The sequence below is a fragment of the Frankiales bacterium genome (assembly GCA_016125335.1).
Lineage (GTDB): Bacteria > Actinomycetota > Actinomycetes > S36-B12 > CAIYMF01 > Longivirga.
The window spans coordinates 23130-49099 of sequence record WGLY01000001.1; the positions used below are offsets into that span (position 1 = coordinate 23130).

Here is a 25970-nt window from a genome sequence, read left to right on the forward strand (position 1 = left end):
GCACCCGCCGCGGTGCCGCCCACGAGGGCGGCACCGACGGCGAGCGCCTGACGGCGCGACAGGCGGGCCGGAGAGCCGGTCACGACCCCGACGACATGGAGTCCGAGCCGGACATGTCCATGTCGTCCGTCGACGCGGCGGATGCGGACGGCGACGCCTGGTAGGACTCGCCCGCCCCGGTGTAGTCCTTCGCCACGGCGTGCACCTCGAGCGAGGAGCCGGACCGGAACGTCAGCGTGAGCACCACGTCGTCGCCCGCCACGATCGGCGCGGCGACGTCCATGAGCATGATGTGGTCGCCACCCGGCTCGAGGACCGCCGAGCCGTGCGCCGGGACGACGATGCCGCCCGACTTCTGCTGCATCACCATGGCGCCGTCCTTCATCACCATCTCGTGCAGCTGGACCATGCGCGACGCCGCGGTCGACACCGACACGAGCTGGTCGTCGGCGTCGGTGGTGTTGGTCAGCGTGAGGAACGCGGCGGTCATGCCGCTGGGGGCGGTCTTGACCCAGGCGTCGCGGTACGCCAGCGCCGACGTGCTGGCGCTGCCGGACACGACGGCTGCGGCGGAGGTGGACGCCGCCTGGGGGTCGGCCGTGGCCGTGCCGCAGGCGGCGAGGAGCGCGACGGTGGCGGCGCCGAGCGCGGCTGATCTGGCGAACCGGGCACCGGCCCGGGTGCGGGAGCTGGACATGCTGGTCTCCTGGGACGATCGCGCGCAGGGCGCGCGGTGGCTGTGGGGGTGCCGGGGCCGCGAGGGCGCCCGACGGGACGCGGCAGGCCGCGGGGGTGAGCGGTGACCGTCGGGTGGCCGCAGGGGACTCCGACGTGGACGGCTCGTCGCGACGTCGCCGCGGGGCGGCGTGTCGCGTCGTCAGCCGACGAGAGCGCAGGGCGTGACAGGCGGTCCGCGTCGTCGCGACGGGGCGTGCAGCAACCACGCGTGCGGTCGCCAAGGGGCGGTGCGGGCAGGCGCACCCACCCAGCCGGCCAGCGCCCGCAGTGCGACGAGGAGCGCCGCCGGCGCCTCCGATGCGCGGCGCAGAAGGGCTGCGGCGCGCGGGGCGGTGAGCAGCGACAGCAACGACCACCCGAGGCGTTCCACGCTCGCGAGCCAGAGGCCGACGAGGACGGCGGCGACGACGTGGGAGGCGAGCATCGTCAGCCCGCTGGTCGTGGAGATCTCCGAGCGCAGGTGGGCGCCGATCACGGGCCACGAGGACGTCCCCGCCGTGACCGCGCCCATGCCGGGCATCCCCGGCATCGCTGTCGCCCGCAGCGACGATCCGGCCCCGTGCAGCATCGAGGTGACGTGCGCCAGCACGAAGACCGCGTGCAGCAGCACCTGCGTGCCGACGAGGACGAGGACGACCTGCAGCGGGGACACCCGGCGTCGCCGCAGGGCCCCGGCGCCGCCGGCGAGGAGGGCGACCAGCCCGAGCACCAGCCCGAGCGACGGGGTGGTACCGCCCCCGAGGACGTGGGCAGCCGCGGCGAGCGGGACGGCGACCACGCCGAGTGCGAGCCCGCGCACGAGTCGCACCGGGCTCGACGCGTGGCGCCGGGTCTGCACCGCGCCAGGGTAACGAGGGCCCGACCGCCCGGGCTCACCCCGCCACCCGGTGCCGCCCTCGGTCGTCCGGTCGAACCCCGGTGCGGCGACCCAGATGGGGGTCCGACGACGTCAGTCGCCGTCCGGGGTCACGATCGCGAAGTCCGGGTCCGGCTCGGTGAGCAGCGACGCGAGACGTGCCAGCACGGACACGTCGCCGCTGACCTCGAAGCCCGCCGAGGCCAGGGCCGCGGCCCGGTCGCCGGGGGCCGCGAGCGCTGCCAGGCCAGCGCGCGGGCCGGACAGCGTGACGTCGGCGGCGTCCGCCCTCGGGGCGCTGCTGTAGGTGAGGACGCCGTTGGCCAGCCGCAGGCGGTAGGTCTCCGCGGCGTCGGTGAGCCGCACGTCGAGGGTGAGCCGCTCTCCCCAGGCCCGGGGACCGTCGACGCGGATGGCGAGGGCGTCGAAGAGCATCTGCGGGGTGAGCGCGGCCACCATGTCCGGCGAGTCCGTGCGGGCGGGGGTGCCGAAGCGGCCGCTGCGCAGCTCCGTCGCGCCGGAGAGGTAGAAGTTGCGCCACGTGCCGTTCTCCGCGCCGTAGCCGAGCTGCTCGTAGGTGTCGGCCAGCAGCTCGCGCGCCGCCGCGTGACCGGGCTGTGCGAACACCACGTGCCCGAGCACCTCGGCGACCCAGCGGTAGTCGCCCTGGTCGAAGGACTCGCGTGCCTTGGCCACCACAGCGTCGGCCCCGCCCATGAACTCGACGTAACGGGTGGCCGACTCGACGGGCGGGTGCTGCCAGAGGTGGGAGGGGTTGCCGTCGAACCAGCCGAGGTAGCGCTGGTAGACGGCCTTCACGTTGTGGCTGACCGAGCCGTAGTAGCCGTGGGTGCTCCAGGCCCGCTCGAGCGCGGGCGGCAGCTGCATGGCCTCGGCGATCTCGGCACCCACCATGCCGGTGTTGAGCATGCGCAGGGTCTGGTCGTGGAGGTAGGCGTAGAGGTCGCGCTGCACCTCGAGGAACTCGACGACGCGCGCGGTGCCCCAGGTGGGCCAGTGGTGGGATGCGAACGCCACGTCGGTGTCCGCGGCGAACAGGTCGATCGCCTCGGTGAGGTAGGAGGCCCAGGCCCGCGGGTCGCGCACCAGCGCGCCGCGCAGCGTGAGCAGGTTGTGCAGGTTGTGGGTCGCGTTCTCCGCCAGGCACAGCGCGCGGCGGTCCGGGAAGTGGAAGTGCATCTCCGCCGGGGCCTCGGAGTTCGGCGTCATCTGGAAGACCATCCGCACGCCGTCGACCGTGTGCTCCTCGCCCGTGGCGGTGATCTCGACGGTCGGCCGGATGAGGGTCACGGTGCCGGTGGACGTCGTCTGCCCGAGCCCGGCACCCACCTGCCCCTGGGGACCACGGGCCAGCGCCGCGCCGTACATGTAGCCGGCGCGCCGGGCCATGGCCGGTCCGGCGTAGACGTTCTCGGCCACCGCGTGCTCGACGAATCCCGCGGGGGCGATCACCGGGACGTGACCGGAGTCGACGTCCTCCTGCGACACCACGCCGCGCACGCCGCCGAAGTGGTCGACGTGCGAGTGGGTGTAGATGACGCCGGTCACCGAACGATCGCCGCGGTGCTCCCGGTACAGGGCGAGCGCCGCCGCGGCCGTCTCGGTGGAGATGAGCGGGTCGATGACGATGACGCCGGTGTCGCCCTCGACCAGCGTCATGTTCGACAGGTCGAGGCCGCGCACCTGGTAGATGCCGTCGGTGACCTCGAAGAGGCCCTGGATCGACGCGAGCTGCGACTGGCGCCACAGGCTCGGGTTGACCGTGTCCGGCGCGTCGCCCTCGAGGAACGCGTAGCTGTCGTTGTCCCAGACGACCGTCCCGTCGGGCTTCCGCACGACGCACGGCTCGAGCCGGGCAAGGAAGCCGCGGGTGGCGTCCTCGAAGTCCTGGGTGTCCGCGAACGGGAAGGCCGCGCGGACGGCGTCCTGCTGCTCGACGATGAACGAGGTGGCTGGCTTGGGCTGCGACACGCGGTCAGTATCCGGGAGCACGCCCGCCGACGCCGCCCGACCCTGAACGGGTCAGGGCCCAGGGGATCAGCCCTGGGCCCTGACGTCGGGGTGAGTGACGGGACTTGAACCCGCGGCCACCTGGACCACAACCAGGTGCTCTACCAGCTGAGCTACACCCACCATGACCGTCGGTGCGCCGGGTGGGAGCCCGACCGCTCGACGGCCGACGAGAAGTGTACCGGTGCCGGACGCCTGCCCCGGACCACGGTCAGCGGCCCGCCGGCGCCGGCCGTCCGCAGCCTCGGTGCACCGGGCGTGCGGGTCCCGCCGCAGGGGTCAGCCGCCCGAGGGGCCGGGCGGGTCGAGCGGGCGGTGCTCGACGACGTGCTCGGCGGCGATGGTGCGCGCGGCGTCGGTGGTGGGGCCGGGAGCCGGGACCATGACGGCGACGCGGTAGTAGCGCAGCTCCGCGATGCTCTCGCGGGTGTCGGCCAGCGCCCGGTGGTTGCCGGTCTTGGGCGGCGAGGCGAAGTAGACGCGCGGGTACCAGCGGCGCACGAGCTCCTTGACGCTCGAGACGTCGATGAGCCGGTAGTGCAGGTAGGCGTCCAGCGCCGGCATGTCGCGGGCGATGAAGCCGCGGTCGACGTAGACGCTCGAGCCGCCCAGCTGCGCCCGGCGCGGCTCGGGCACGTGGCGCCGTACGTACTCGAGCACCTGGGCCTCGGCGTCCGCCAGGGTCGTGCCGTGGGGGATCTCGTCGATGAGCCCGGACGCGGTGTGCATCTCGCGCACCACCTCGGGCATCGCCGCGAAGGCGGCGTCCGGCGGCCGGATGACGATGCTGATCCCCTCGTCGAGCTCGGTGAGCTCGCCGTCGGTGACGACGCACGCGATCTCCACCAGCGCGTCCGAGCCCAGGTCGAGGCCGGTCATCTCGCAGTCGACCCAGACGATGCGGTCGCCCACCTTGCCGGTGAGCGCCGTCGGTGCGTCGCCGCTCTCGGGCGCGGGGGAGGAGGAGCTCATGACCGCCACCCTAGGGCGCCGGGTGGGAGGGCACTCACCCGTTCGGAGCAGCGGGCCCCGCCCGTCACCGGCGCGGCTCAGGGCTCCGCCCGGGCGTGCCGATCCCTCTGGCATGGGAGGGACTCGATGATCCGGTCTGCTCGTCGTGCGCTGGTCCTGGCCGGTGCGACCGGGGTGCTCGTCGCGTCCCTCGTCCCCGCGGCGGCCGCCGTCGGCGGGGCGGGCTCGTCCGCCGTGAGCGTCACCGGCACGGTGGAGCGCTACGACATCGACGACTTCTCCCACCCCCTCCCGGCGGGTGCCGACTCCATCACCTACGTGCGGACCGCCGACGGCCCGGTGCAGGTGCCCGGCGACGTCCTCGCCCACGTGCCCAACGGCTCGGTCGTGACTCTCGGGCTGCGCTCCACCCTCGGCATGCGGCGCACCGCCACGGGCGGGCTGGTCTCGGCCCTGCCGGCCTCCGCCGCCCACGACCCCGCCGCCGGGGCCAGCGTGGCCTCGGTCAGCGTGCTCTCGGCCCCGGCACCGGGGATGGTCGCCACCGGCAGCGGCTTCGTGGCGCCGACGACGTCCACGCGCGCGACCGCAGCAGGGACGACGACGGCGGCCGCGACGACGGTGACGCACTCGGTGCTCGTGGTCGTCGCGCAGCCGGCCGGCTCCGCCGCGCCGGGGGTGACGTCGTCGACGATCGCGGCCACGGTCGACAACGGGGTCGACGCCTACTGGTCGACCGTCACCGGCGGCGTGGTGCGCTTCGCCGCGACCGCCTACCCCGGCGTGGTGCCCACCACGAACGTGCCCTGCACCACCGGCGGCAACGTGGGGACGTCGTCGGCGTTCTGGTCCGAGATCGCCACCGCGACGCACTGGACGCCGGGCGCCGCCAAGCACCTGCTCGTGTACTTCCCGACGTTCACGGCGTGCGGCGGCATCGCCGGCCTCGGCAGCGTCGGCAACGGCACCGGCTCCGGCGGCATGGTGTGGAGCAACGGCTTCAACCACGTCGGCGTCCTGGGCCACGAGCTCGGGCACAACCTCGGTCTCGGCCACTCCCAGGAGCTCGACTGCACGGTCGGCGGCGTGCGCGTGACGGACGCCCCGGCCGGCAGCTGCTCGGCCCGCTCCTACTGGGACACCAACGACATCATGGCGGTGTCGTGGAGCCACCAGGGCTTCCTCAACGCCTCGCACCTGCGCCGGCTCGGCCTGCTCGCCGGCGGTGGTGACCTCGAGCCGACGACGAGCGGCACTGCCACGATCGCGCCGCTCGAGGGCGGCACCGGCCTTCGCGCGCTCACGCTCGACGACGGCGCGACGAAGTACGTCGTGGAGTTCCGTCAGCCCACCGGGCAGGACGCCTGGATGTCGTCCAACCCCGGCTGGGGATCGCCCGGGGTCACGGTGCGCCGGGAGTTCGACCTGAGCCAGCCGGGCACGTCGTCGTTCAACGCCATCGAGTCCTACGTGCTCGACGGCGACCCGGCCACCACCGACCCGTCGTTCGGCAACCTGTCGGTCACCATGCCCACGGGGGTCTGGATCGACCTGGCCGACCAGCGCGTGGGCATCCGGGTCACCTCGGAGTCCGCCGCCGGCGCGGTGGTGGACTACCGCCTCGGCCTGCCGTCCACGGACCCGCGCTACGCGCCGCCGCCGCGACCCACCGTCTCGACACCGGTCGGCCACCTCACGCGCGGGACCGCCGCGGTGGGCCGGGCCGGACCGGCCGTGCCCGTGCGCTGGGCGTGGTCCGTGACGACTCCCGCCGCCGACGGCGTCTCCCCGGCGACGGTGACGAACGGCTACCGCGTCGGCAAGGTGCGCGCCCCGCTGGTGGGGTGGACCTCGACGCCGTTCCGCGCCGCGGCGCGCGCGTCCGACGGGTCCCTCGTGTCGGCGGTGGGCCACCTCAAGGCCCACTACGCGCCGGAGTACCGGGCCAGCGTGGCGTCGTACTCGCGCGGGTGGCACAGCGTGCGCCAGTCGGGTGCCCTCGGGGGCCGCGTCATGGTCTCGACGCTGCGGGGCCAGTCCGCGGCGCTGCACATCACCGGCCGGTCCATCGGAGTGCTGCTGGCGAGGGGTCCGGCGTACGGCGCCGTGGCGGTGTACCTCGACGGCCACCGCGTGGCCACGCTGAACCTGCACGGGCCGCGCTCGACGCTCCAGCTGGCCTACACGGCGACGTTCGGCACGTACTCGGCCCACACGGTGCGCGTCGTGAACCTCACGGGTGGCGCCCGCGGGCACCTCGGCATCGACGGGGTCGTCTCGCAGGCCTGACGCGCGAGGCACCTCGTCGGGTCCGGGAGCCGGTCCGCCAGGATGGGCACGCGTCCGGCCGCCGCGGGACGTCGTCCGTCCCGAGGAGCACCGTGACCACCATCAGCTTCGGCAGCGACAACCACGCCGGCGCGCACCCCGAGGTCCTCGCGGCCGTCGTCGCCGCCAACGAGGGCAGCGCCCCGGCGTACGGCGACGACGACCTCACCCAGGAGGCCGTCGCGCTGGTGCGGGACCACTTCGGCGCGGACGCCGACGTCTCCTTCGTCTTCAACGGCACGGGCGCCAACGTCGTCGGCCTCCAGACGATGCTGCGCTCGTTCGAGAACGTGATCTGCGCGGAGTCCGCGCACATCAACGTCGACGAGTGCGCGGCGCCGGAGCGCTTCATCGGCTCGAAGCTCGTGGACGTCCCCGCACCCGGCGGCAAGCTCACGCCGGAGCTGGTGGACGCCGCGCGCTGGGGAGTGGGCGACCCGCACCACGTGCAGGCGAAGGTCGTCTCCATCACCCAGAGCACTGAGCTCGGCACGGTCTACTCGCTGGAGGAGATCCGTGCGCTGGCCGACTACGCGCACGAGCGCGGGATGTACTTGCACCTCGACGGCGCCCGGATCGCCAACGCGGCGGTCGCACTGGGCGTCGGTCTCGGCGACCTCGGCCGCGGCGCCGGCGTCGACGTCCTCTCGTTCGGTGCGACGAAGAACGGTGCGCTCGGGGCCGAGGCCGTCGTGGTCCTGCGCCCGGAGCTGGTCGACGCGATGCCCTTCGTGCGCAAGCAGGCCATGCAGCTGGCCTCGAAGATGCGGTTCGTCTCCGCGCAGTTCGTGGCGCTGCTGCGCGACGACCTGTGGCGGCGCAACGCCGAGCACGCCAACGCGATGGCACGCCGGCTCGCCGACGGCGTCGCGGGGGTGGCCGGCGTCGAGGTGACCGACGCCGTGCAGGCCAACGCCGTGTTCGCGGTGCTCCCGCCCGCGGCCATCGCCGAGCTGCAGGAGCGGTTCCTGTTCTACGTGTGGAACGAGGCGCGCCACCAGGTGCGGTGGATGACCTCGTGGTCGACCACGCCGGACGAGGTCGACGCGTTCGTCGCCGCCATCCGCGAGACCGCTCCCCGCCACGCCTGACCGGGCACCCGCGACCCGCCGGGGCGTCGTCACTGCCCGGAGAACCGGGACGGGCGCCGGTCTCCGCGCATTCGGGCAGTAACGACGGAGTCGGATCGGCCTTGCCGGGCGAGTGTCGCCGATATATCGTCGAGCCATCGCGACCTGATCGGTTGAGAGTGCCGCCCACGACGTCGGCCGCCGGACTCGTCGCCGCCGAGGCCGACGGCCCGGCCCGAGCGCGAGGAGCACGCCCATGACCGCACACGCCGGCCCCTGCGGGCCGTCCCTCGGCGGCTACGCCGCCCCCGTCCCGCCGCTGGCCCGCCTGCTCGCGGCCTTCGCCGGCCCGGCCACCCGCGGCACCGCGGATCCGCACGAGTCCGTGCGGGGCTTCGCCGGACCCGACCTCGACGACGCCGTCCGCCGGCTGCGCGCGCACATGACCGGACGCCGCGGCCACCCCGGCCCTCGCGGGCCGTGGGGCCGGGGCGCGCCCTGGGCGCCGTGGGCGCCGGGCGGTGCCGGCGGATGGCCGTTCGGCCCCGAGGCCGGCCCGCGCCGCCCCCGGGCGGGGCGCGGCGACGTGCGCACGGCGATCCTCGCCCTGCTGTGGGAGGAGCCGCGGCACGGCTACCAGATCATCCAGGACATCACCGAGCGCAGCGGGGGAGCGTGGCGGCCGAGCCCCGGTTCGGTCTACCCCGCGCTCTCCGCGCTGCAGGACGAGGGGTTCGTCGACGACGAGAAGGTCGAGGGACGCCGGGTCTTCTCGCTCACCGAGGCCGGCCGCGCGCACGTGGCCGAGCGGGCCGACGACCTCGCCCACGTCTTCGACGCGAACTCGGCCGGGACCGAGGACGAGGACGTCACGGACCTGCGCACCCTGCTGTTCTCCGTGGGCGCCGCAGCCGTGCAGGTGGTGACGACCGGCAGCCCTGACCAGGTGGCCGCCGCACGCCGCGTGCTCTCGGCCGCGCGGCGCGACCTGTACCTGCTCCTCGCCGAGGACGACACCGAGGACGGGACGGAGGACGAGGCATGAGCACGCCCTACGGCGCCCCGCGGATGCGGGCCAGCGACCAGGACCGGCACGAGGCTGTGCTCGCGCTCTCGGAGCACTTCGCGCAGGGCCGCCTCGACCAGGCGGAGTTCGACGTGCGCATGCAGGCGGCCAGCGAGGCGGTCTTCCTGCACGACCTCGACCCGCTGTTCGTCGACCTGCCCCGCCGCGCCGCGACCCCGGCGCCGGCGCGGGCCCGCCGGGACCGGGCGGCGTCGCGTCGCGCGTGGCGGCACGGCCCGCCGTTCCCGGTGCTGCCCGTGCTCGTGACGCTCGTGGTGCTGCTCGCGGTCGCGGTCGGCCCGCACGCGCTCTTCCTGCTGCTGCCCGCCTTCTGGCTGGCCGGCGCCGTCGCCCGCCGGCGCGCGTGGCGCCACCTCGCGGCGACGCAGGCGCACGGAAGCCGACCGGCCGGCGCGTCCTGGCGCTGACCCCGGCGTCGAGCCGCGTTCAGGCGTTGACGGTGGACATGTCGGGGTAGCGGTCGCCGCTCGCGGCGCCGGGCGGCGCGACCTCGTCGATGCGCGCGAGGTCGTCGGCGTCGAGCTCGAGGTCGAGGGCGGCGACGTTCTCCTCGAGGTAGGCCACCCGCTTCGTGCCGGGGATGGGGACGACGTCGTCGCCCTGCGCCTGCACCCACGCCAGGGCCAGCTGCCCCGCAGTGACCCCCTTCTCGGCCGCGAGCTCGTGCACGCGGTCGACGATCGCGAGGTTGCGCGCGAAGTTCTCGCCCTGGAACCGCGGGTTGTGCCGACGCCAGTCGTCGGGCGCGAGGTCGTCGAGCGAGCGGATGCGACCGGAGAGCATGCCGCGGCCCAGCGGCGAGTAGGGCACGAACCCGATGCCGAGCTCGCGCACGGTGTCGAGCACGCCGTTGCCCTCCGGGTCGCGGGTCCACAGCGACCACTCGGTCTGCAGCGCCGTCACCGGGTGCACCTCGTGCGCGCGCCGGATCGTGGCCGGCGACGCCTCGGAGATCCCGAGGTGGCGCACCTTGCCGGCGTGCACCAGCTCGGACATGGCGCCCCACGTCTCCTCCACGGGCACCGTGCGGTCCACGCGGTGCTGGTAGTAGAGGTCGATGACGTCGACGCCGAGCCGCTGGAGCGAGGCGTCGCACGCGGCCCGCACGTACTCCGGGCGGCCGTTGATGCCGACGAACGAGCCGTCGGGGTTGCGCTGGTTGCCGAACTTCGTGGCGATCACCACGCGCTCGCGCCGGTCGGCGACGGCGCGGCCGACGAGCTGCTCGTTGGTGAAGGGCCCGTACATGTCGGCGGTGTCGAGCAGCGTGACCCCCAGCTCGATCGCCCGGTGGATCGTGGCGATCGCGGCCGCCTCGTCGCGGTCGGCGTAGAAGTCGCTCATGCCCATGCAGCCGAGGCCCTGCGCCCCCACCACGAGCCCCTGACCCAGCGTGCGCTGCTCCATCGAGTCCTCGTCTCCGTGTCGTGTCGTCCTGGCACGGTAACCCCGTCGGCCCGGGGCTGCGATCCGCGGGCGGCGCCGTACCCTGCCGTTCATGCGCGTGTCATCCGAGCGCCTCGCGGCCGAGGCGCAGCACCGGCTCGGCCGGCTGGTGGACAGCATCCCGGCCTCGCTCGCCACCCGCGTCGCCGGCGGCCCGCGGGTGATCGACGGCGAGCGGCTCGACCCCCACCTCGGCGTGATCCTCGCGGTGGAGGAGCGGCTGCGCGGCTCCGACGACGACCTCACCCTCGAGCAGCGCCGCCGCACCCTCCGCACGGCCTCGCGGGCGGCCGCCGGACCACCCGTGCCGGTGGGCGACGTGCGCGACCTCGAGGTCGACGGCGGCGCGGGCCCGTTGCTGGCCCGGCTCTACACGCCGCCGGGACCGTCGCTCGCGCCGTCCGCCCGTCCTCGCCCGCTCGTCGTGTTCTTCCACGGCGGCGGCTGGGTGGTGGGTGACCTCGACACGCACGACCAGCCGTGCCGCCTGCTGTGCCGTCACGCCGACGTGCACGTGCTCTCGGTCGACTACCGGCTCGCGCCCGAGCACGTCTACCCCGCCGCCGTCGAGGACGCGGTGGCGGCGTTCGCCTGGGCGCGCGAGCACGCCGCCGGGCTGGGCGCCGACCCGGACCGCGTGGCGGTGGCGGGCGACAGCGCCGGGGGCACGCTCTCGGCCGTCGTCGCGCAGGTGGCCCGCGACGAGGGCATGCCCGGACCGGTCGCGCAGCTGCTCGTCTACCCCGGTGCGGACGCGAGCGTGGACCGGCCGTCGAAGCAGCTGTTCTCCGGCCTCTACCTCACCCGCGAGCGCATGGACTGGTACTGGGACACCTACTCCGCCGGCGGGTCGCGGACCGACCCGCGCCTGTCCCCGCTCTGCGCCGAGCGGCTCGACGGCCTGCCGCCCGCCGTGGTCGCCACCGCCGCCCTCGACCCGCTGCGCGACGAGGGCGAGGCGTACGCCGAGGCCCTCGAGGCGGCCGGCGTGCCCGTCGTGCGCCGCCGCGGCCGCGGGCTGGTGCACGGCTACCTGTCGATGACGGGCATCAACCGGGCGTCGCTCGAGGAGTCGATCGCCGTCATCGGCGCGTTCGGCGCGCTGCTGGACACCGTGGGCTGACGGGCGCCGTCAGGGCGCCCAGGTGTAGGCGGTCACCCAGTCCACCTGCACGTGGCCGGCAGCGGTGCCGGACGGCGGCCCGCCCGAGAGCCGTGTCTCGGTCTGCAGCACCCAGTGCATCGGCGTCGACGGGACCTCGGTGGTGCTGACGCCGATCACCGCGCCGTCGAGGACGAACACCAGCCGGCCCGGCGTCCACTCCACGGTCGCCACGTGCCAGTCCGAGTACGTCGCCGTGGTGGGGAAGGCGTCCTGGCCTCCGTTCGCGTCGGCGAAGTGGGCGAAGGCCGAGATCCGCGCGTCGAGGTCGCCCTCGGGGAAGTCGACCTCGCCGTGCAGCGGCCAGCGGTCGTCGTCGGGCCACAGCAGCCATGCGGTCTTGTAACCGGGGACGGCGTCGGCCCGGAACCGCACGGAGTAGCGGCCGTAGGTCATCGCGGGCAGCCGCGGGGTGGGTGCCGCGACGTAGTGCGTGCCGTTCTCCGTGTGCAGGTGGATGTCGAGGGCGCCGCCGCGCACGGACAGCGTGCGCGCGGGGTCGTAGACGCCGTTGCCGCTCGTGTCGCGCCACGGCGAGGGGTACGCCGACCAGCCGGCGCCGTAGACGGACAGGAACGAGCCCAGCGGCGCGTCGGTGGTGAAGTCGTCCGCGAACACCTGGTGCCAGCCGGGCAGGTCGCCGCGCGGCATGGCCGCGGGGTCCGTGGCTGCGGTGGCACCCGGGGCGGGAGGTGCCACGGCCGGTGCCGGGCTCGGGCTCGGTGCCGCCGTGGCCGCCGGGACCGGCACCGGCGCGGTGGCGGGACCCGTGGCGGAGGGTGCGGGCGCGGGCTGCGCGGGCGCCGTCGGCTCCGGCGCGGGCGACGCCGGCGGGGTGCTCGACGCGGGGGAGGGGTGCGGAGCCGGTCCCGCCTCGGGGCCGGTGACCGGCCCGGCGGGTGTGCCCGGCGGAGAGGGCTGCGACGCGGCTGCCGGGACGGAGGCGCCGGCGTCCGTGGTGGGTGCTGCGGGGTCCGTGCTCGGGCCGGCGCCCGGGGTCGTGTCTCCGGCCGAGGGCGGAGCGGCCGGGGACGGCGTCAGAGCAGGCGCGGCAGAAGCGGGCTGCGGCGCCGGAGGGGCAGCGGCGGACGGCCCGGTCGGCCGGGGCCCGAGCGGGCCGACGGCGAGGGCGGCCGGCACCGACGGGCCGTCGTCGGCGGGGAGGGCGGCGGCGGACGTCGCGCCGCGGTCGCCAGCAGGTGCGACCGTCGGCACGGGGGCCTGGACGTCCGAGAGCAGCGCCTCCGACGTCGGCGGACGCGAGCGGCCGTGCGACGAGGGTCCCGGCCCGCCGGGGCCGCCCGAGTCGGCGGCGCTGCCGCCCTCCGCCGCCGGGCGGGCGGACGTGGCGGCACCGGATCCGCCGTGCAGCGCGGGGACGGCCACGGCACCGACGCTACCCACCGCGAGGACGCCCGCGAGCGCGACGGGTGCGACCACCTGCGTGGCCGACCACGGAGCCGCCGGACGGGCGTGGCGCCCGCCACCGGAGGCGACCGTGGCGCCGGCCGGCTCGGCGAGGTGCCGGCCGACGCGCGCGACGTCCGAGGAGACGGCGAGGTGCCGGCCGACGGCCGGGGCGCCGAGGTGCGCTCCCGACGCGGACCGCGCGCGGGGCGCGCTCCCCGACGACCGCTGCCCGGCCGGCCACGGCGCGGAGGGCGGCCGCGGTGAGGGCGGGGCCCCGGGGGCGCCGCCCGGGCGTGGGCCTGCGGCCGCCGGAGCCGGCGCCGGGAGGGACGGTGCCGGGTGAGCAGCTGCCGAGGGAACCGCCGCAGCGGGAGCGGGCGCCGGGGGAGCGGGCGCCGGGGGAGCGGACGCCGGGGGAGGCGCTGCCGCGGACGGCGACGGCAGCAGCGACGGCGCGACCGGCAGCGGCTCGCAGGCGCGGGGCTGCCGCGCGAGGTACGGCGTGCTCGGCCGGGGGATGGGCTCGGCCACGGGCGGTCTCCGGTTCGGGCGGGCTGCGGCGCACCGCGCCGCCGCGCGGGCAGGGCCCGAGGCTCGTCGCCCGACCGGAGTAACGGCCGACCCCGCGGTGAAGGCCGGGTGAATTGCGGGCGACATCGGGACGCGTCACTCGGCACCCGGAGCGGGTGGGGGGCCGGCCGCGTCCCCCACGCGACGTGCGTGCTCCGGTACGGTCCCAGGACGCGGTGGGAGGGTGCGATGGCCAGGCTCGGCCCGGGCGGCACGGCCGGTGGGCCGGCCGCCCTCACGGCCTCGGTGCTGCTCGTCGTCGCCGCGGTGTCGGGCTGCTCGGCGGCCGCGCCCGACGCGCCCCCGACGTCGGCGACGACATCGCGGGCGGCGACGCCGACCTCGAGCGCGACGCCCACCCGGTCCGCCGGCGACGGCGGTCCGGCCCTGCCGGGCGACCTCGCGACGGCCGCCCGCGCGGCCTACGACTCGCTCAGCGACGAGCAGCGGATCGGCCAGCTGTTCATGATCGGCATCCCGTCGTCGGGCGTCACGAGCGAGCAGCTGGTGGCCCTGCGCGACCTGAGCATCGGCAACGTCATCCTCGGCGGCAACACCGACGACAGCGTGGACGAGGTCGGGGAGACCACCGCGGAGGCGTCGGCCGCGACCACCTACGCCGCGGTGGCACCGTTCGTCGCCGTCGACCAGGAGGGCGGATCGGTCCAGCGTCTGCGCGGCCCGGGCTTCAGCGACATGCCCAGCGCCCTGCACCAGGGCGGCGAGGGCGCGGCGCAGCTGCGGCGCGACGCCGCCCGCTGGGGCCGCGAGCTGGCCGCCGCGGGGATCAACCTCGACCTCGCGCCGGTGGCCGACACCGTGCCGAGCGCCCACGCGAGGGACAACGCGCCGATCGGCCGCTACGGCCGCGAGTTCGGGCACACGCCGGCGGAGGTGGCGACGTCGGTCGTGGCGTTCGTGCGCGGCATGTCGGCCGCGAAGGTCGGCACCACGCTCAAGCACTTCCCCGGGCTCGGCCGGGCCAGCGGCAACACCGACACCGACAGCGGCGTCACCGACCCCACGCGCGCGGACGACGAGCACCTCGGGCCGTTCCGCGCGGGCATCCGCGCCGGCGCGCCGTTCGTCATGGTGTCCTCGGCGACCTACCCGGCGATCGACCCGGGGCACCGGGCGTGCTTCTCCTCGAAGGTGATGCGCTCGCTGCTGCGGGGCACGCTCCGCTTCGGCGGGGTCATCGTGTCCGACAGCATGGACGCGCGGGCGCTGGACGGCGTGAGCCCCGGACAGCGCGCGGTGCGGTTCCTGGCGGCCGGCGGCACCATGCTGCTCGACGTCTCCGGCGCCGACCTGCGCGCGATGGTGTCGGCGGTGACCGACCGCGCGCGCACGGATCCGAGGTTCGCCGGTGTCGTCGAGGCGGCCGTTCTGCGAGTGCTCGCGGCGAAGTCCGCCGCCGGCCTCACCGCGTGACCGGACGGGCCGGACCCTCGACGGCGCCACCAGCGGACGCGCGACCTACCCTCAGGGGGTGACCGTCGCCGAGCCGGACGTCGGGCGGCGCCCCCCGCCGACGCCGTCACCGGTGCGCACCGGGCGCCCGGCCGCGCTGGCCGCGCTCGCGGTGACCCTGGTGCTGCTGTGGGCCTGGCCGCCGGCCGGCGTCGCGGTCGCGCTCGTGGTCTCCGGGCTGCTCGCGCCGTGGGGCCGCTCACTGGGCGAGCGCGCGGTCATCACCACCGTGGTGGGTTCCGGCGGCGTCGCCGTCCTCCTCACGGCGTTCACCCGTCTCGGCCTCGCGCTGCCGCCGGTGGGGTGGCGCGTCCTGGTGAGCCTGGCGCTCCTGCTGCTGGCGGCGTTCCTCGTGCTGCCGCGCGCCGCCCCCGTGTGGCCCCGGGTCCGGGCCGGCGACCTGCTCGGGATCGCGACGGGCGTCGCCGTGGCCGCGATGATGGGGCTGCCCTACCTCACGGCCTCGACGCCGCAGACCCTCGCCGCGCTGCTCACGTGGTGGGACCACAGCAGCCACCTGCCGATGTTCGTGCAGGTGATGCACACCGGCAGCTGGGACGTCGGGAGGCTGGCCCCGCAGCTGATGTTCGACGACTACCCGATGCTGCACGTGGGGCTCTGGTCGGTCGGCGAGTGGGTGGGCGGCGTCGGCACGGACGTCGCGGGCATCGACCTCGTGCGCCCCTACGTCGGCTGGTTCTCGATCACCACGGGCCTGGTGGCGGCCCTGCTCGTGTGGTCGACCGGGCTGGTGGCCTCCGCCGTCGCACGCGACGACCCCGAGCCGGCGCGCACCCGTGCCGTGCCCGTGGTCGCGGCCTCGGTCACCGCGGCCTGGTGCGTGCTCGGGTCGCTGACGCTGATGGCGGACTTCGCGTTCACGAACTTCCTGCTCGCCGGTGCGCTCTGCGTGTCCGCCGTCGCGGTGAGCGTGCGCAGCCGCGAGGCCATGACGCGCGTCGGCTGGTTCGTGATGCCGCTCGCGGTGGTGGCGACGGCGTACCTCTATCCGCCGCTGGCCGGGGGCACGGCCATCGCGGCGGTGGTCGTGCTGGTGGTGGTGCTGCGGCACAGGCTCGAGCACGCGGTGTCGATGGCGGCCGTCGGCGTCGTGTGCCTGCTCGCCACGCTGCCGAGCATCTCGTTCCTCACGACGCCGTTCGACGGGCGCGACCCGGGCTCCATCGGCGGCGGCATCCCGGGGTTCGAGCTGTGGGCGACGCTGGTCGCGGCGCCCGTCGTGGCCGTCGTCCTGGTGCGCGCCCGCCGGCGGATCGGGACGGCCGCTGTCGCCGGCCTGCTCGGGCCGATGGTCGCGTGCGCGCTCGTCGCGGTGGTGTTCGCGGCGCAGGCCGTGGCGGCGGGGGTCGCCCTCGACAAGTCGTACTACACGCTGAAGATCGTCTACGCGCTCATGCTGGTCACGCTGCCGACCGCGGTCGCCCTCGCCGTCCGCTGGGGCCTGCGTCGCGTCCCGTCGTCGTGGGTCGCCCGCCGGCGCGGGGTCGCGGCGCTCTCGCTCGCCGGCGTGGTGGGCCTCGTGCTGGTGCTGCTCGCCACGGTGAGCACTCCTCGCCTGCCTCCGCAGGGCGTCGACGCGTTGGTGGAGCGCGTGCGGGCCACCACGCACGCGGTGTCCCGCGGCGAGGTCGTGGTGACGGCGTCGGAGCACCAGGGCTCGGGCGGTTGGGTCACCGTGGCCCAGATCAGCGGGGCTCGACCCGGCGACGTGTTCTCCGACCCGTACAGCCTCGAGGCGGGACGCACCGCGGCCGGTCTCGGCGGCGTGCTCACGCTGCCGATCGACCGGGTGCTCACGATCGTGTCCGCCGGGGGAGTGCAGGACCCGGTCGGCACATGGTCGTTCCTCCTCGACTCCGAGCCGTCGTTGCGCCTGCGGATCGTCGTCGAGGGCGATGACGCCCGCCGCCTGCTGCAGCCCCTCGTCGACCGCTACGGCCCGGACCGGGTCGAGGTGCTGACCCCGGGTTCCTGACCCCCCGCGCTCGTGCGCCCGCGGGCGCCCGCGGCGCCCGGCACCGTCCGCCCCCGCGCCGCCAGCCACCGCACGCCCACCCAGTACCAGCACGCCGTGATGACGACGTCGCCCACGGGCAGCAGCCAGCCGGCGGGTCCGCTCTCGACCGTGCGGGCGAAGTCGTCCAGGACGGAGGAGACCGAGTCCGAGCTGCGGAGCTGGCCGTTGATGAGCACCAGGGTCACCAGCGTGAGCGGGATGGACTTCGCCAGCTCGTGCGAGAGCTCGCGGGTGACGTGGGCCAGCACGCGCACGGCGACGATCACCGCGGACGCGACGATCATGATCTGCCGGGCCGAGAGCGTGTTGGCACCGATGACCAGCACGAGCACGAGGAACAGGTCCCAGGCCGTGACGAGGAACGGGATGGAGACGAGGTAGAGCACCACGTCGCGCCGGCGGGCCCGCCAGGTGCCGGGCGCCACCTCGGTGAGGACGAGGCGCGGGCGCTGCATCGCGCGGTAGACGCCGGCCGCGCCCACGACGCCGAGGATCAGCAGCACGGCCAGCGCGAGGATGTCGGTGGCCCCGACGATCGACGGGTCGACGGTCTCCCCGAGGGTGGGCGGCACGCGCTCATGGTGGAGGACGCGATGCCGTCCTGCGGCCCGAAACCGCAGGATGGCGCGTTCGACGGCACGGGGCAGCCGTCATCGACCGGACGCCCCCCGGTCGCCGCTCGTTCACCCGGCCCACCTAGCGTGCCGGCCGTGCGCGCCCTGCTCGTCGTCGTCGGATCCCTCGCCGTCCTCGCCCTCGTCGCCTGCATCGGCGTCGCCTGGGTGCTGCAGGCGGCCAACCGGGCCGCGATCCGACGGGCTCAGCAGTGACCGCCGCGTCCGCTTCCGGTGCCGGCCCCGAGGCCACGCACGCCCCGCTGCACCGGGTAGCGGCCGGTTCGAGCCCCGTCCGTCGTGCGACCTTGCGGCCGGTCGACGCCGCGCCTACCGTCGAAGGAGCCCGCTTCGCGCGGGGCCCTCGGACCTTTCGGGCGCACACAGTGCTCGGCCCGGCCCCCGGTCGACGACCCGGTCCCACCTCGGGATCGGAGGACCGTTCTCGGGGGTGTGCCGTGAGCCCGTTCATCATCCGACTCACAGGTGATCTCGACATCACCCGGCGCCGCGACATGGAGGCCGTGGTGAGGGCGTGCGCCAAGGCGGGACGCAGGGAGGTCTGCGTCGACCTGCGCGCCGTGCCGTTCATGGACGGCTACGGCCTGGCCATGCTCATCGAGCTGCGGAACCTCGCCCGGGCCAGGGGTGGCCGCATCGTGCTCCTCGACCCGCCGCGCACGACGCAGGTGATGCTCGACGCCACGGGCCTGCGGCCGGACTTCGAGGTGGCCGACGAGGACCTCCTCGCGATGTCCCGGTGAGCCGCCACGTCGCGACGCCCACCTCGTCGCGTGCGCCTGGGACCTGCACGTGGAGCCGCTCGGGGTGACGTCCGCGGGCTCGCGCCCCCGTCGTCCGCCCCGGCACCAGGGTCAACATTCGGTCAAGCAGGGGTCCTAGGACCCTGGTCACCCGGATACTGGTCCTCCGCGTCCCGGAGCAGGACCCCCATCCCCCGGCCCGGGACCGATGTCACCACCCAGGAGCGCCCCGGCCACCGCCCACGGCCAGGGCGCTCCTGGTCGTCGTGGACCGGGACGTCGCATCGGCGCGCCCGGAGGGACTCGAACCCCCAACCAGCCGGGTAGAAACCGGCGGCTCTATCCGTTGAGCTACGGGCGCCGCAGCCCGGGGGCCGCAGCCACATTGTGCCGTCCGCGACGGGTCCGACGTGCTCTCGCGCGGGCGCCCGGCGTCACCAGTGGGGGAGCGCCTTGCCGGGGTTGAGGATGCCGCGGGGGTCGAAGGCCTCCTTCACCCGCCGGTGGAGGTCGATCGACGTGGCGTCGAGCTCGCGCGTGGTGGCGCTGCGCTTGAGCAGCCCGACGCCGTGCTCCCCGGTGACGGAGCCGCCGAGGTCGAGGGCGACGTCGAGGATCTCGTCGAAGGCCCGCAGGGCTCGGCCCGCTGCCTCGTGGTCGCCGCGCGGGGTGACGATCGTGGGGTGCAGGTTGCCGTCGCCGGCATGGCCGAAGGTGCCGATGAGTACGTCGTGGCGACGCGCCACCTCCTCGATGGCGGTGACCGCGGCGGCCAGCCGGCGGCGCGGCACCGAGACGTCGTCGAGCAGCCAGTCGCCCATCGACTCCAGCGCCGGGATGGCCAGACGACGCGCGCCGAGGAGCAGGTCGGCCTGCTCGGGGTCCTCGGAGCGGAACGTCTCGACCGCGCCGGCCCGCGCGCAGGCCTCGAGCACGCGGTCGGCCTCCGCCTCGCCCGCCGCCCCGGGCAGGTCGCTCTGGGCCAGCAGCAGCGCCTCGGCCGAGGTGTCCAGGCCCATGGGGCGGAACGCCTCCACCGCCGCGACGGTGGTGCGGTCCATCAGCTCGAGCAGGCTCGGGGTCGCGACGGCCATCGCCGCCTCGACCGCTCGGCCGGCGGCACCGACGTCGGCGAAGACCGCCACGGCGGTGGTGGGCGGCGGCGGGAGCGGGCGCAGGCGCAGCCGCGCCATCGTGACGACGCCGAGCGTGCCCTCGCTGCCGACGACGAGGGCCGACAGGTCGTAGCCGGCCACCCCCTTCACGGTGCGGCGGCCGAGGCGGGTGATCCGGCCGTCGGCCAGCACCACCTCGAGCCCGAGCACGGCCTCGCGGGTGACGCCGTACTTCACGCAGCACAGCCCGCCGGCGTTGGTGTTGACGTTGCCGCCGATGCTGCAGAAGTCCTTGCTCGCCGGGTCCGGGGCGTACCAGAGGCCCGATCGCGCCACGTGCTCGCGCAGCTCCTGGTTGAGGACGCCGGGCTGCGTCTCGACGTACCCGTTGCCCTCGTCGACCTCGAGGACGGCCCGCATCCGCTCCACGCACACGACCAGGCAGCCGTCGACGGCGTTGGACCCGCCGGACAGCCCGGAGCCGGCTCCGCGGGGCACCACGGGCACCCGGTGCTCGTGGGCCGCGGACAGCAGCGCCGACACCTGCTCGGTGGTGCGCGGGAAGGCGACGGCGAACGGCGAGCCGACGTGCGAGCCGGTGGAGCGGTCGGCGCTGTAGGAGGCCATCACGTCGGGGTCGGTCACCACGTCGCCGTCGGCGAGCGCCGCCTCGGCGGCGAGCAGCACGGCGTCCTCGGGCGTCACCGGTCCACTGTGCCGCCTCGCCCTCCCGTGCGGTGAGGGAACCCCGCGTTACGCCGACAGCCCAGGTCGACCGGGGTCCACAGCCCCGGGCCGGACGGCGTCGTCCACAGCTCGCGCCGGTGGCTCCCGGTGCCGTCGGCAGGGCGCACGACGGTGACGGCGTGCCGGGGCGCACCGGCCACCGCCGCGAGCCAGGAGGAGCGATGCCGCAGTCCACCATGACCCTCTACGGCAACGTCGTGCGCGACGTCACCGTGCGCGAGACCGCGGGCGGGGTGCTCGCGCGCTTCCGCCTGGCGTGCAACGACGGCTACCGCGACCGGCGCACCGGGCTGTGGGTCGAGCGCACCACCTACGTCACCGTCTGCGCGTGGCGCCGGCTCGGCGAGAACGTCGCGGCCAGCGTCCGGGGCGGCCAGCCGGTGGTGGTCGTCGGCCGGCCGCGCCAGCACGAGTGGGAGCGCGAGGGCCAGCGCCACTCCGAGATCGAGCTCGACGCCGACGTCGTGGGCCACGACCTCGGTGCCGGCACCGCCTCCTTCGTGCGCCGCGCCCGTGGCCCGCAGACCTCGGAGGTGGCCACGGTGCTCGAGCGCGACGGCGACCGGGCCGGACGGTCCCCGAGCTCCCCAGGGGCTGCGGGGCCGCACCAGACGGACGGTGCCGGGCCCGGGGCGACCCCGTGGCGAGGGCCCGGTCCCGGCGTGCCGCAGGACTCGGCGGCGCTCGACGGCGCGGTGGAGGCGGAGCGGGAGCCGGTCGGCTGACCGCTCCCGCGCCCGGTCCGCGGTCCCCGTCCCGCGGCCGGAGGGCGGGTGCCGCAGCGGCAGATAGGGTGGTGTGGTCCGCACGAGAGTCCCCGCAGGTCAGGACCCATGGCTGAGTTCATCTTCACCCTCCGCAAGGCCCGCAAGGCGCACGGCGACAAGGTCGTCCTCGACGACGTCACGCTGTCGTTCCTGCCCGGGGCCAAGATCGGCGTCGTCGGACCCAACGGCGCGGGCAAGTCCTCCCTGCTCAAGATCATGGCCGGCATCGACACCACGTCCAACGGCGACGCGATCCTCAGCCCCGGCTACACGGTCGGGATGCTGGCGCAGGAGCCGGGGCTCGACGAGTCGAAGACCGTGCTCGAGAACGTCGAGGAGGGCGTCGCCCCCACCAAGGCGAAGCTCGACCGGTTCAACGAGATCTCCGCGGCGCTGGCGGACCCCGACGCCGACTACGACGCGCTCCTCGCCGAGATGGGCACCCTCCAGGAGGAGATCGACCACCTCGGTGCCTGGGACCTCGACGCCCAGCTCGAGCAGGCGATGGACGCGCTCAACTGCCCCCCGCCGGACGCCGACGTCGCCGTGCTGTCCGGCGGCGAGAAGCGCCGCGTGGCGCTGTGCAAGCTGCTGCTCCAGCAGCCCGACCTCCTGCTGCTCGACGAGCCGACCAACCACCTCGACGCCGAGAGCGTGCAGTGGCTCGAGCAGCACCTCGAGCGCTACCCGGGCACGGTCGTGGCCATCACGCACGACCGCTACTTCCTCGACAACGTGGCCGAGTGGATCCTCGAGCTCGACCGCGGCCGCGCCTACCCCTACGAGGGCAACTACTCCACCTACCTGGAGAAGAAGCAGGAGCGGCTCAAGGTCGAGGGGGCCAAGGACGCCAAGCTCAAGAAGCGGCTGTCCGACGAGCTCGAGTGGGTGCGGTCCAACGCGCGCGCCCGCCAGACCAAGAGCCGCAGCCGCCTCGAGCGCTACGAGGAGATGGCCGCCGAGGCGGAGAAGACGCGCAAGCTCGACTTCGACGAGATCCAGATCCCGCCGGGGCCGCGCCTGGGCAACGTCGTCGTCGAGGCCAGCCACCTCACCAAGGGCTTCGACGACCGCCTGCTCATGGACGACCTCTCGTTCACGCTGCCGCGCAACGGGATCGTGGGCGTCATCGGTCCCAACGGCGTCGGCAAGACCACGCTGTTCAAGATGATCGTGGCCGCCTCCGAGGGCGGCAGTGACGACAAGGACGTGCTGCCGGACTCCGGCGACATCCGCGTCGGCGAGACGGTGAAGCTGTCCTACGTCGACCAGAGCCGTGCGGGCATCGACGGCAGCAAGAACGTGTGGGAGGTCGTCTCCGACGGCCTCGACTGGATCAAGGTGGGCCAGGTCGAGATGCCCAGCCGCGCCTACGTCTCGGCGTTCGGCTTCAAGGGCCCGGACCAGCAGAAGAAGGCGGGCGTCCTCTCCGGTGGCGAGCGCAACCGCCTCAACCTGGCGCTCACCCTCAAGCAGGGCGGCAACATGCTGCTGCTCGACGAGCCCACCAACGACCTCGACGTCGAGACCCTCGGGTCGCTGGAGAACGCGCTGCTCGAGTTCCCCGGCTGCGCGGTGATCACCTCGCACGACCGCTGGTTCCTCGACCGCATCGCCACCCACATCCTCGCCTACGAGGGCGAGTCGCGGTGGTTCTGGTTCGAGGGCAACTTCGACTCCTACGAGAAGAACAAGGTCGAGCGGCTCGGCGTCGAGGCCTCGCGTCCGCACCGCGCCACCTACCGCAAGCTCACCCGCGACTAGGCGCGCGCCCGTGCCCACCACGCTCCGGCTGCGCAAGGACGAGCTGCTGCACCTCGCGGCCTTCCTGGGCCGCATCGTGGGCTGGGACGAGCGCGCCGCGGTCCGCGTCCAAGCCCGCGGCGGGGTGGTCGGCGTCTTCGCGCCCTGCCCGCTCGACGTGCTCGTGCTCGTGGCGCTCCCGCTGGCCGTGCCGGTCGAGGAGACCGTCGACACCACGGTGTCCGCGGGCCGGCTGCGCGACGTCGTCGGCGACGTCGCGCGCGTGCCGCCCGAGGCCGACCTCGTGCTGCCCGACGCCGTCACGGGGTCCGCGTCGCTGGCGGTGCTGCCGCCGCGCTCGCCGTGGTCGCCGGGGGAGAAGGGCATCGCGGGCGACGTCGTCCCCCGGGTCGACGAGGCGGTCGCTCGGTTCCGCGCGTCGGTCCCCGCCACCGGCTCGTTCCAGGCCGAGCTGCTCGCCGAGGCGACCTGGGACGCCCCCGGCTGGGGCGGGATCCCCATGCGGGCGCTGCACGCGGCGCGCCTGGTCGGCTTCCTCACCCATCCCGGTGCGCGCATCGAGACCGGCACCGCTCCCGGGTGGAAGCGCTTCACCACCCCGGCGGGGCAGGTGTTCGTCCGCAGCAGCGCCGGCCCGGTGCGGCTGTCGGTCGTGCGCTGACCGAGCGGCGCACCGGTCAGGCGTCGGCGAGCGCCTCCAGCGCGTCGAGCGCAGCGCGCACGGCCGCGGCCTGCTGCGGGGTGAGGCCCCCGGCCCGCGCGTCGAGCACCCGGGCGCGGTCGCGCCGGATGCGCGCCACCACCTCGCGGCCCGCGTCGGTGATCTCGAGGAAGGCAGCCCGGCGGTCGCGCTCGTCGGTCGTGCGCACGGCGTAGCCCTCCTCCTCCAGGAGCGCGACGACGCGCGACAGGGTCGCCGGCGTCACGCCCTCGTGCCGGGCGAGGTCGCCGAGCCCGAGGCGGCCGGCGTCGTGCAGGGTGCCGAGGGCCTGGATCGCGCTGCTGCCCAGCGGCAGCGCCACCTCGCGGCGCAGGGTGCGGTTGAGCCGCGCGAGGCACTCGCCGAGCCGCTCGGACTCCTCGGGCGCGAGCGCGCCGGAGCGGGCGCGGGTGCCGGCCGCGGCCATCACGCCTCCTCGGGGAGGGCGGTGCGCGGCGCCGCGGTGCCCGTCGAACGGGGGCCTGCCGGGAAGCCGAGCGCTGCTCCCACGCGGCCGACGTGCTCGTCCGCCGGCTCGCCCTCGACCGGGGCGTAGGTGTCGGGCTCCTCGCCGAGCCGCTCGCCGGCGTCCGGCTGCGACCGCTGGTCGCCGGGCGCCTTGCCGGCGTACCAGGAGGCGATCGCAGCCACCACCATCATGAGCCCGGCGATCGCGAACACGAGCACGAGCCCGGCCCGGAACGGGTCGGAGATCAGGCCGGGGAAGAAGTCGTTGCCGGTCAGCGTGGCCACGTTGCCGGCCGGCAGCGAGTCGAGCAGGCCCGTGGGCGCGAGCAGCGACGCGATCGGGTTGATGCCGAGGAACGCCGCGAACAGGATCCCCACCGGGGGCAGCGAGGCCAGCGAGCCGGCGACGTCGCTCGGCACGCCCTGCGCGGTGAGCCCGTTCGACAGGGTCTCGGGCAGCCGTGCGGCCAGGCCGACGACCATGAGCGAGAAGAAGACGCCGATCGAGAGCGCCGACCCGGAGTTGAAGAAGGTCATGCGCATCCCGGAGGCCACGCCGCGCTGCGCGGCCGGCACGGAGTTCATCACCACCGAGGCGTTGGGCGAGCTGAACATCCCGCTGCCCACGCCCTGGAGGAAGATGAGGAAGGCGAACGCGCCGTAGGCGAAGTCGACCGGCAGCACCATCAGGCCCACGAACGACGCGGCGCTGAGCAGGGCGCCGCCCACGGCGAAGCGCCGCGCGCCGTAGCGGTCGCTGAGGTACCCCGAGAGCGGGCCGGCCGCGAGGAAGCCGATCGTGAGCGGGAGCAGGAAGATGCTCGCCCACAGCGGCGTGCTCTCGTAGGAGTAGCCGCGCCGGGGCAGCCAGATGCCCTGGAGCCAGATGATGAGGATGAACTGCAGGCCGCCGCGGGAGATGGACGCCAGCAGGCCCGCCAGGTTGCCGAGCGAGAAGGCCCGGATGCCGAACAGCGACAGCCGGAACATCGGGTCCTCGGCGCGGGACTCCACCAGCACGAACACGCCGAGCAGCGCGATCCCGCCGAGCAGCGAGGCGAGCACCCACGGGTTGGTCCAGCCCATCGTCGCGCCGCCGTAGGGCTGCAGCCCGTACGTGACCCCCGCGATGAGCAGGCCGAGCCCGAGCGCGAAGGTGACGTTGCCCGGCACGTCCAGGCGGCCCTTGTGCTTCTGGCCCACCTCGTGCAGCGAGAGGTAGGACCAGATCGCCCCGGCGACGCCGAAGGGCACGCTCACCCAGAACACGGCGCGCCAGTGCCACTCGGAGAGCAGGCCGCCCAGCACGAGGCCGAGGAACGAGCCGGCGATCGCCGCCACCTGGTTGATCCCCAGCGCCGTGCCGCGCTGGTGCAGCGGGAAGGCGTCGGTGAGGATCGCGGTCGCGTTGGCCATGACCATCGCGGCGCCGACGGCCTGCACCGCCCGCCACCCGATGAGCCACAGAGCGCCGGCCTCGCCGACCCAGGGGACCAGTGAGAGCGCGATCGACGACAGGGCGAAGACGAGGAAGCCGAGGTTGTAGATCCGCACCCGGCCGTACATGTCGCCGAGCCGTCCGAACGTGACGACGAGGGCCGCGGTGACGAGCAGGAAGCCCAGCAGCATCCAGAGCAGGTAGCTGACGTTGGCGGCGTCGAGGGGGTTGAGGTCGATGCCCCGGAAGATGGCCGGCAGCGAGATGAGCACGATCGAGGCGTTGATCGTGGCCATCGTCATGCCGAGCGTGGTGTTCGACAGGGCGACCCACTTGTAGCGCGGGTGGTCGCGGTGCACCCGTCCGAAGCCGGTCCGGGGGTCGGCGGTCTCCGTCATGGCCGCCATCCTCC

The 25970-nt window shown here is 75.0% G+C and carries 21 protein-coding genes and 2 tRNA genes; 11 read left to right on the forward strand and 12 right to left on the reverse strand.

The window, feature by feature from the left end:
- Positions 1-79 precede the first annotated feature (79 nt).
- The 5 genes from GC157_00135 to GC157_00155 all read right to left on the reverse strand — a co-directional run bounded on the left by GC157_00135 (position 80) and on the right by GC157_00155 (position 4537).
- On the reverse strand, positions 80-697 hold the full coding sequence (locus GC157_00135; protein MBI1375883.1) for a copper chaperone PCu(A)C: 618 nt from the start codon (positions 695-697) through the stop codon (positions 80-82).
- Positions 698-877: 180 nt separating this feature from the next.
- Positions 878-1576 (reverse strand): hypothetical protein, encoded by a 699-nt coding sequence (locus tag GC157_00140; GenBank protein ID MBI1375884.1) that lies wholly within the window; start codon positions 1574-1576, stop codon positions 878-880.
- A gap of 111 nt (positions 1577-1687) precedes the next feature.
- Positions 1688-3586, reverse strand: coding sequence for an MBL fold metallo-hydrolase (locus GC157_00145; protein ID MBI1375885.1), 1899 nt, complete (start codon positions 3584-3586; stop codon positions 1688-1690).
- Between the two features lie 89 nt (positions 3587-3675).
- Positions 3676-3748: transfer RNA gene (locus GC157_00150), tRNA-His, on the reverse strand.
- Between the two features lie 156 nt (positions 3749-3904).
- Complete coding sequence (locus tag GC157_00155; protein MBI1375886.1) at positions 3905-4537, reverse strand: oligoribonuclease; 633 nt, start codon at positions 4535-4537, stop codon at positions 3905-3907.
- Between the two features lie 186 nt (positions 4538-4723).
- Between GC157_00155 and GC157_00160 the strand changes: the two genes are divergently transcribed.
- The 4 genes from GC157_00160 (at position 4724) to GC157_00175 (ending at position 9489) form a co-directional block, all read left to right on the forward strand.
- The gene (locus GC157_00160; GenBank protein ID MBI1375887.1) at positions 4724-6886 is read left to right on the forward strand and encodes a hypothetical protein; all 2163 of its coding nucleotides are present in this window, start codon (positions 4724-4726) and stop codon (positions 6884-6886) included.
- A gap of 92 nt (positions 6887-6978) precedes the next feature.
- Positions 6979-8016, forward strand: coding sequence for an aminotransferase class V-fold PLP-dependent enzyme (locus tag GC157_00165; GenBank protein ID MBI1375888.1), 1038 nt, complete (start codon positions 6979-6981; stop codon positions 8014-8016).
- Between the two features lie 235 nt (positions 8017-8251).
- Positions 8252-9040 (forward strand): PadR family transcriptional regulator, encoded by a 789-nt coding sequence (locus GC157_00170; GenBank protein ID MBI1375889.1) that lies wholly within the window; start codon positions 8252-8254, stop codon positions 9038-9040.
- Positions 9037-9489, forward strand: a complete 453-nt coding sequence (locus GC157_00175; GenBank protein ID MBI1375890.1) for a DUF1707 domain-containing protein — start codon at positions 9037-9039, stop codon at positions 9487-9489. The genes GC157_00170 and GC157_00175 overlap by 4 nt, the downstream gene beginning before the upstream one ends.
- Before the next feature lie 19 nt (positions 9490-9508).
- Here GC157_00175 and GC157_00180 read toward each other — a convergent pair whose 3' ends face one another.
- A complete protein-coding gene (locus GC157_00180; protein MBI1375891.1) occupies positions 9509-10489 on the reverse strand; it encodes an aldo/keto reductase in 981 nt (326 codons plus the stop codon).
- Positions 10490-10832: 343 nt separating this feature from the next.
- Here GC157_00180 and GC157_00185 point away from each other — a divergent pair, with 343 nt between their 5' ends.
- The gene (locus GC157_00185; GenBank protein ID MBI1375892.1) at positions 10833-11651 is read left to right on the forward strand and encodes an alpha/beta hydrolase fold domain-containing protein; all 819 of its coding nucleotides are present in this window, start codon (positions 10833-10835) and stop codon (positions 11649-11651) included.
- A gap of 9 nt (positions 11652-11660) precedes the next feature.
- Here GC157_00185 and GC157_00190 read toward each other — a convergent pair whose 3' ends face one another.
- On the reverse strand, positions 11661-12341 hold the full coding sequence (locus tag GC157_00190; protein ID MBI1375893.1) for a family 16 glycosylhydrolase: 681 nt from the start codon (positions 12339-12341) through the stop codon (positions 11661-11663).
- 1518 nt (positions 12342-13859) lie between these two features.
- Here GC157_00190 and GC157_00195 point away from each other — a divergent pair.
- Complete coding sequence (locus tag GC157_00195) at positions 13860-15104, forward strand: glycoside hydrolase family 3 protein (protein MBI1375894.1); 1245 nt, start codon at positions 13860-13862, stop codon at positions 15102-15104.
- 58 nt (positions 15105-15162) lie between these two features.
- Positions 15163-17139: a hypothetical protein gene (locus tag GC157_00200; protein MBI1375895.1), complete on the forward strand. Its 1977-nt coding sequence runs from the start codon at positions 15163-15165 to the stop codon at positions 17137-17139.
- Here the strand turns inward: GC157_00200 and GC157_00205 are convergent.
- Entirely contained in the window at positions 17097-17753 is a 657-nt protein-coding gene (locus GC157_00205) for a hypothetical protein (GenBank protein MBI1375896.1), read from the reverse strand. The two genes, GC157_00200 and GC157_00205, sit on opposite strands and share 43 nt — an antisense overlap.
- Before the next feature lie 191 nt (positions 17754-17944).
- Here GC157_00205 and GC157_00210 point away from each other — a divergent pair, with 191 nt between their 5' ends.
- On the forward strand, positions 17945-18559 hold the full coding sequence (locus tag GC157_00210; GenBank protein ID MBI1375897.1) for an anti-sigma factor antagonist: 615 nt from the start codon (positions 17945-17947) through the stop codon (positions 18557-18559).
- 288 nt (positions 18560-18847) lie between these two features.
- Here GC157_00210 and GC157_00215 read toward each other — a convergent pair.
- Together GC157_00215 and GC157_00220 are read right to left on the reverse strand one after the other, a co-directional pair.
- Positions 18848-18920 (reverse strand) — tRNA-Arg (locus tag GC157_00215).
- A gap of 73 nt (positions 18921-18993) precedes the next feature.
- Positions 18994-20301: an FAD-binding protein gene (locus GC157_00220; GenBank protein ID MBI1375898.1), complete on the reverse strand. Its 1308-nt coding sequence runs from the start codon at positions 20299-20301 to the stop codon at positions 18994-18996.
- A 281-nt stretch (positions 20302-20582) separates the two neighbouring features.
- On the opposite strand from GC157_00220, the gene ssb reads away from it, so the two are divergent.
- The 3 genes from ssb to GC157_00235 all read left to right on the forward strand — a co-directional run bounded on the left by ssb (position 20583) and on the right by GC157_00235 (position 23613).
- Positions 20583-21146, forward strand: coding sequence for a single-stranded DNA-binding protein (gene ssb, locus GC157_00225; protein ID MBI1375899.1), 564 nt, complete (start codon positions 20583-20585; stop codon positions 21144-21146).
- A gap of 108 nt (positions 21147-21254) precedes the next feature.
- Positions 21255-22952, forward strand: a complete 1698-nt coding sequence (ettA, locus tag GC157_00230) for an energy-dependent translational throttle protein EttA (protein MBI1375900.1) — start codon at positions 21255-21257, stop codon at positions 22950-22952.
- A 10-nt stretch (positions 22953-22962) separates the two neighbouring features.
- Positions 22963-23613, forward strand: coding sequence for a hypothetical protein (locus tag GC157_00235; protein MBI1375901.1), 651 nt, complete (start codon positions 22963-22965; stop codon positions 23611-23613).
- Positions 23614-23629: 16 nt separating this feature from the next.
- Here GC157_00235 and GC157_00240 read toward each other — a convergent pair whose 3' ends face one another.
- Both GC157_00240 and GC157_00245 read right to left on the reverse strand, forming a co-directional pair.
- Complete coding sequence (locus GC157_00240; protein MBI1375902.1) at positions 23630-24079, reverse strand: MarR family transcriptional regulator; 450 nt, start codon at positions 24077-24079, stop codon at positions 23630-23632.
- Positions 24079-25965: an MFS transporter gene (locus GC157_00245; GenBank protein ID MBI1375903.1), complete on the reverse strand. Its 1887-nt coding sequence runs from the start codon at positions 25963-25965 to the stop codon at positions 24079-24081. The genes GC157_00240 and GC157_00245 overlap by 1 nt, the downstream gene beginning before the upstream one ends.
- Between the last annotated feature and the right edge of the window lie 5 nt (positions 25966-25970).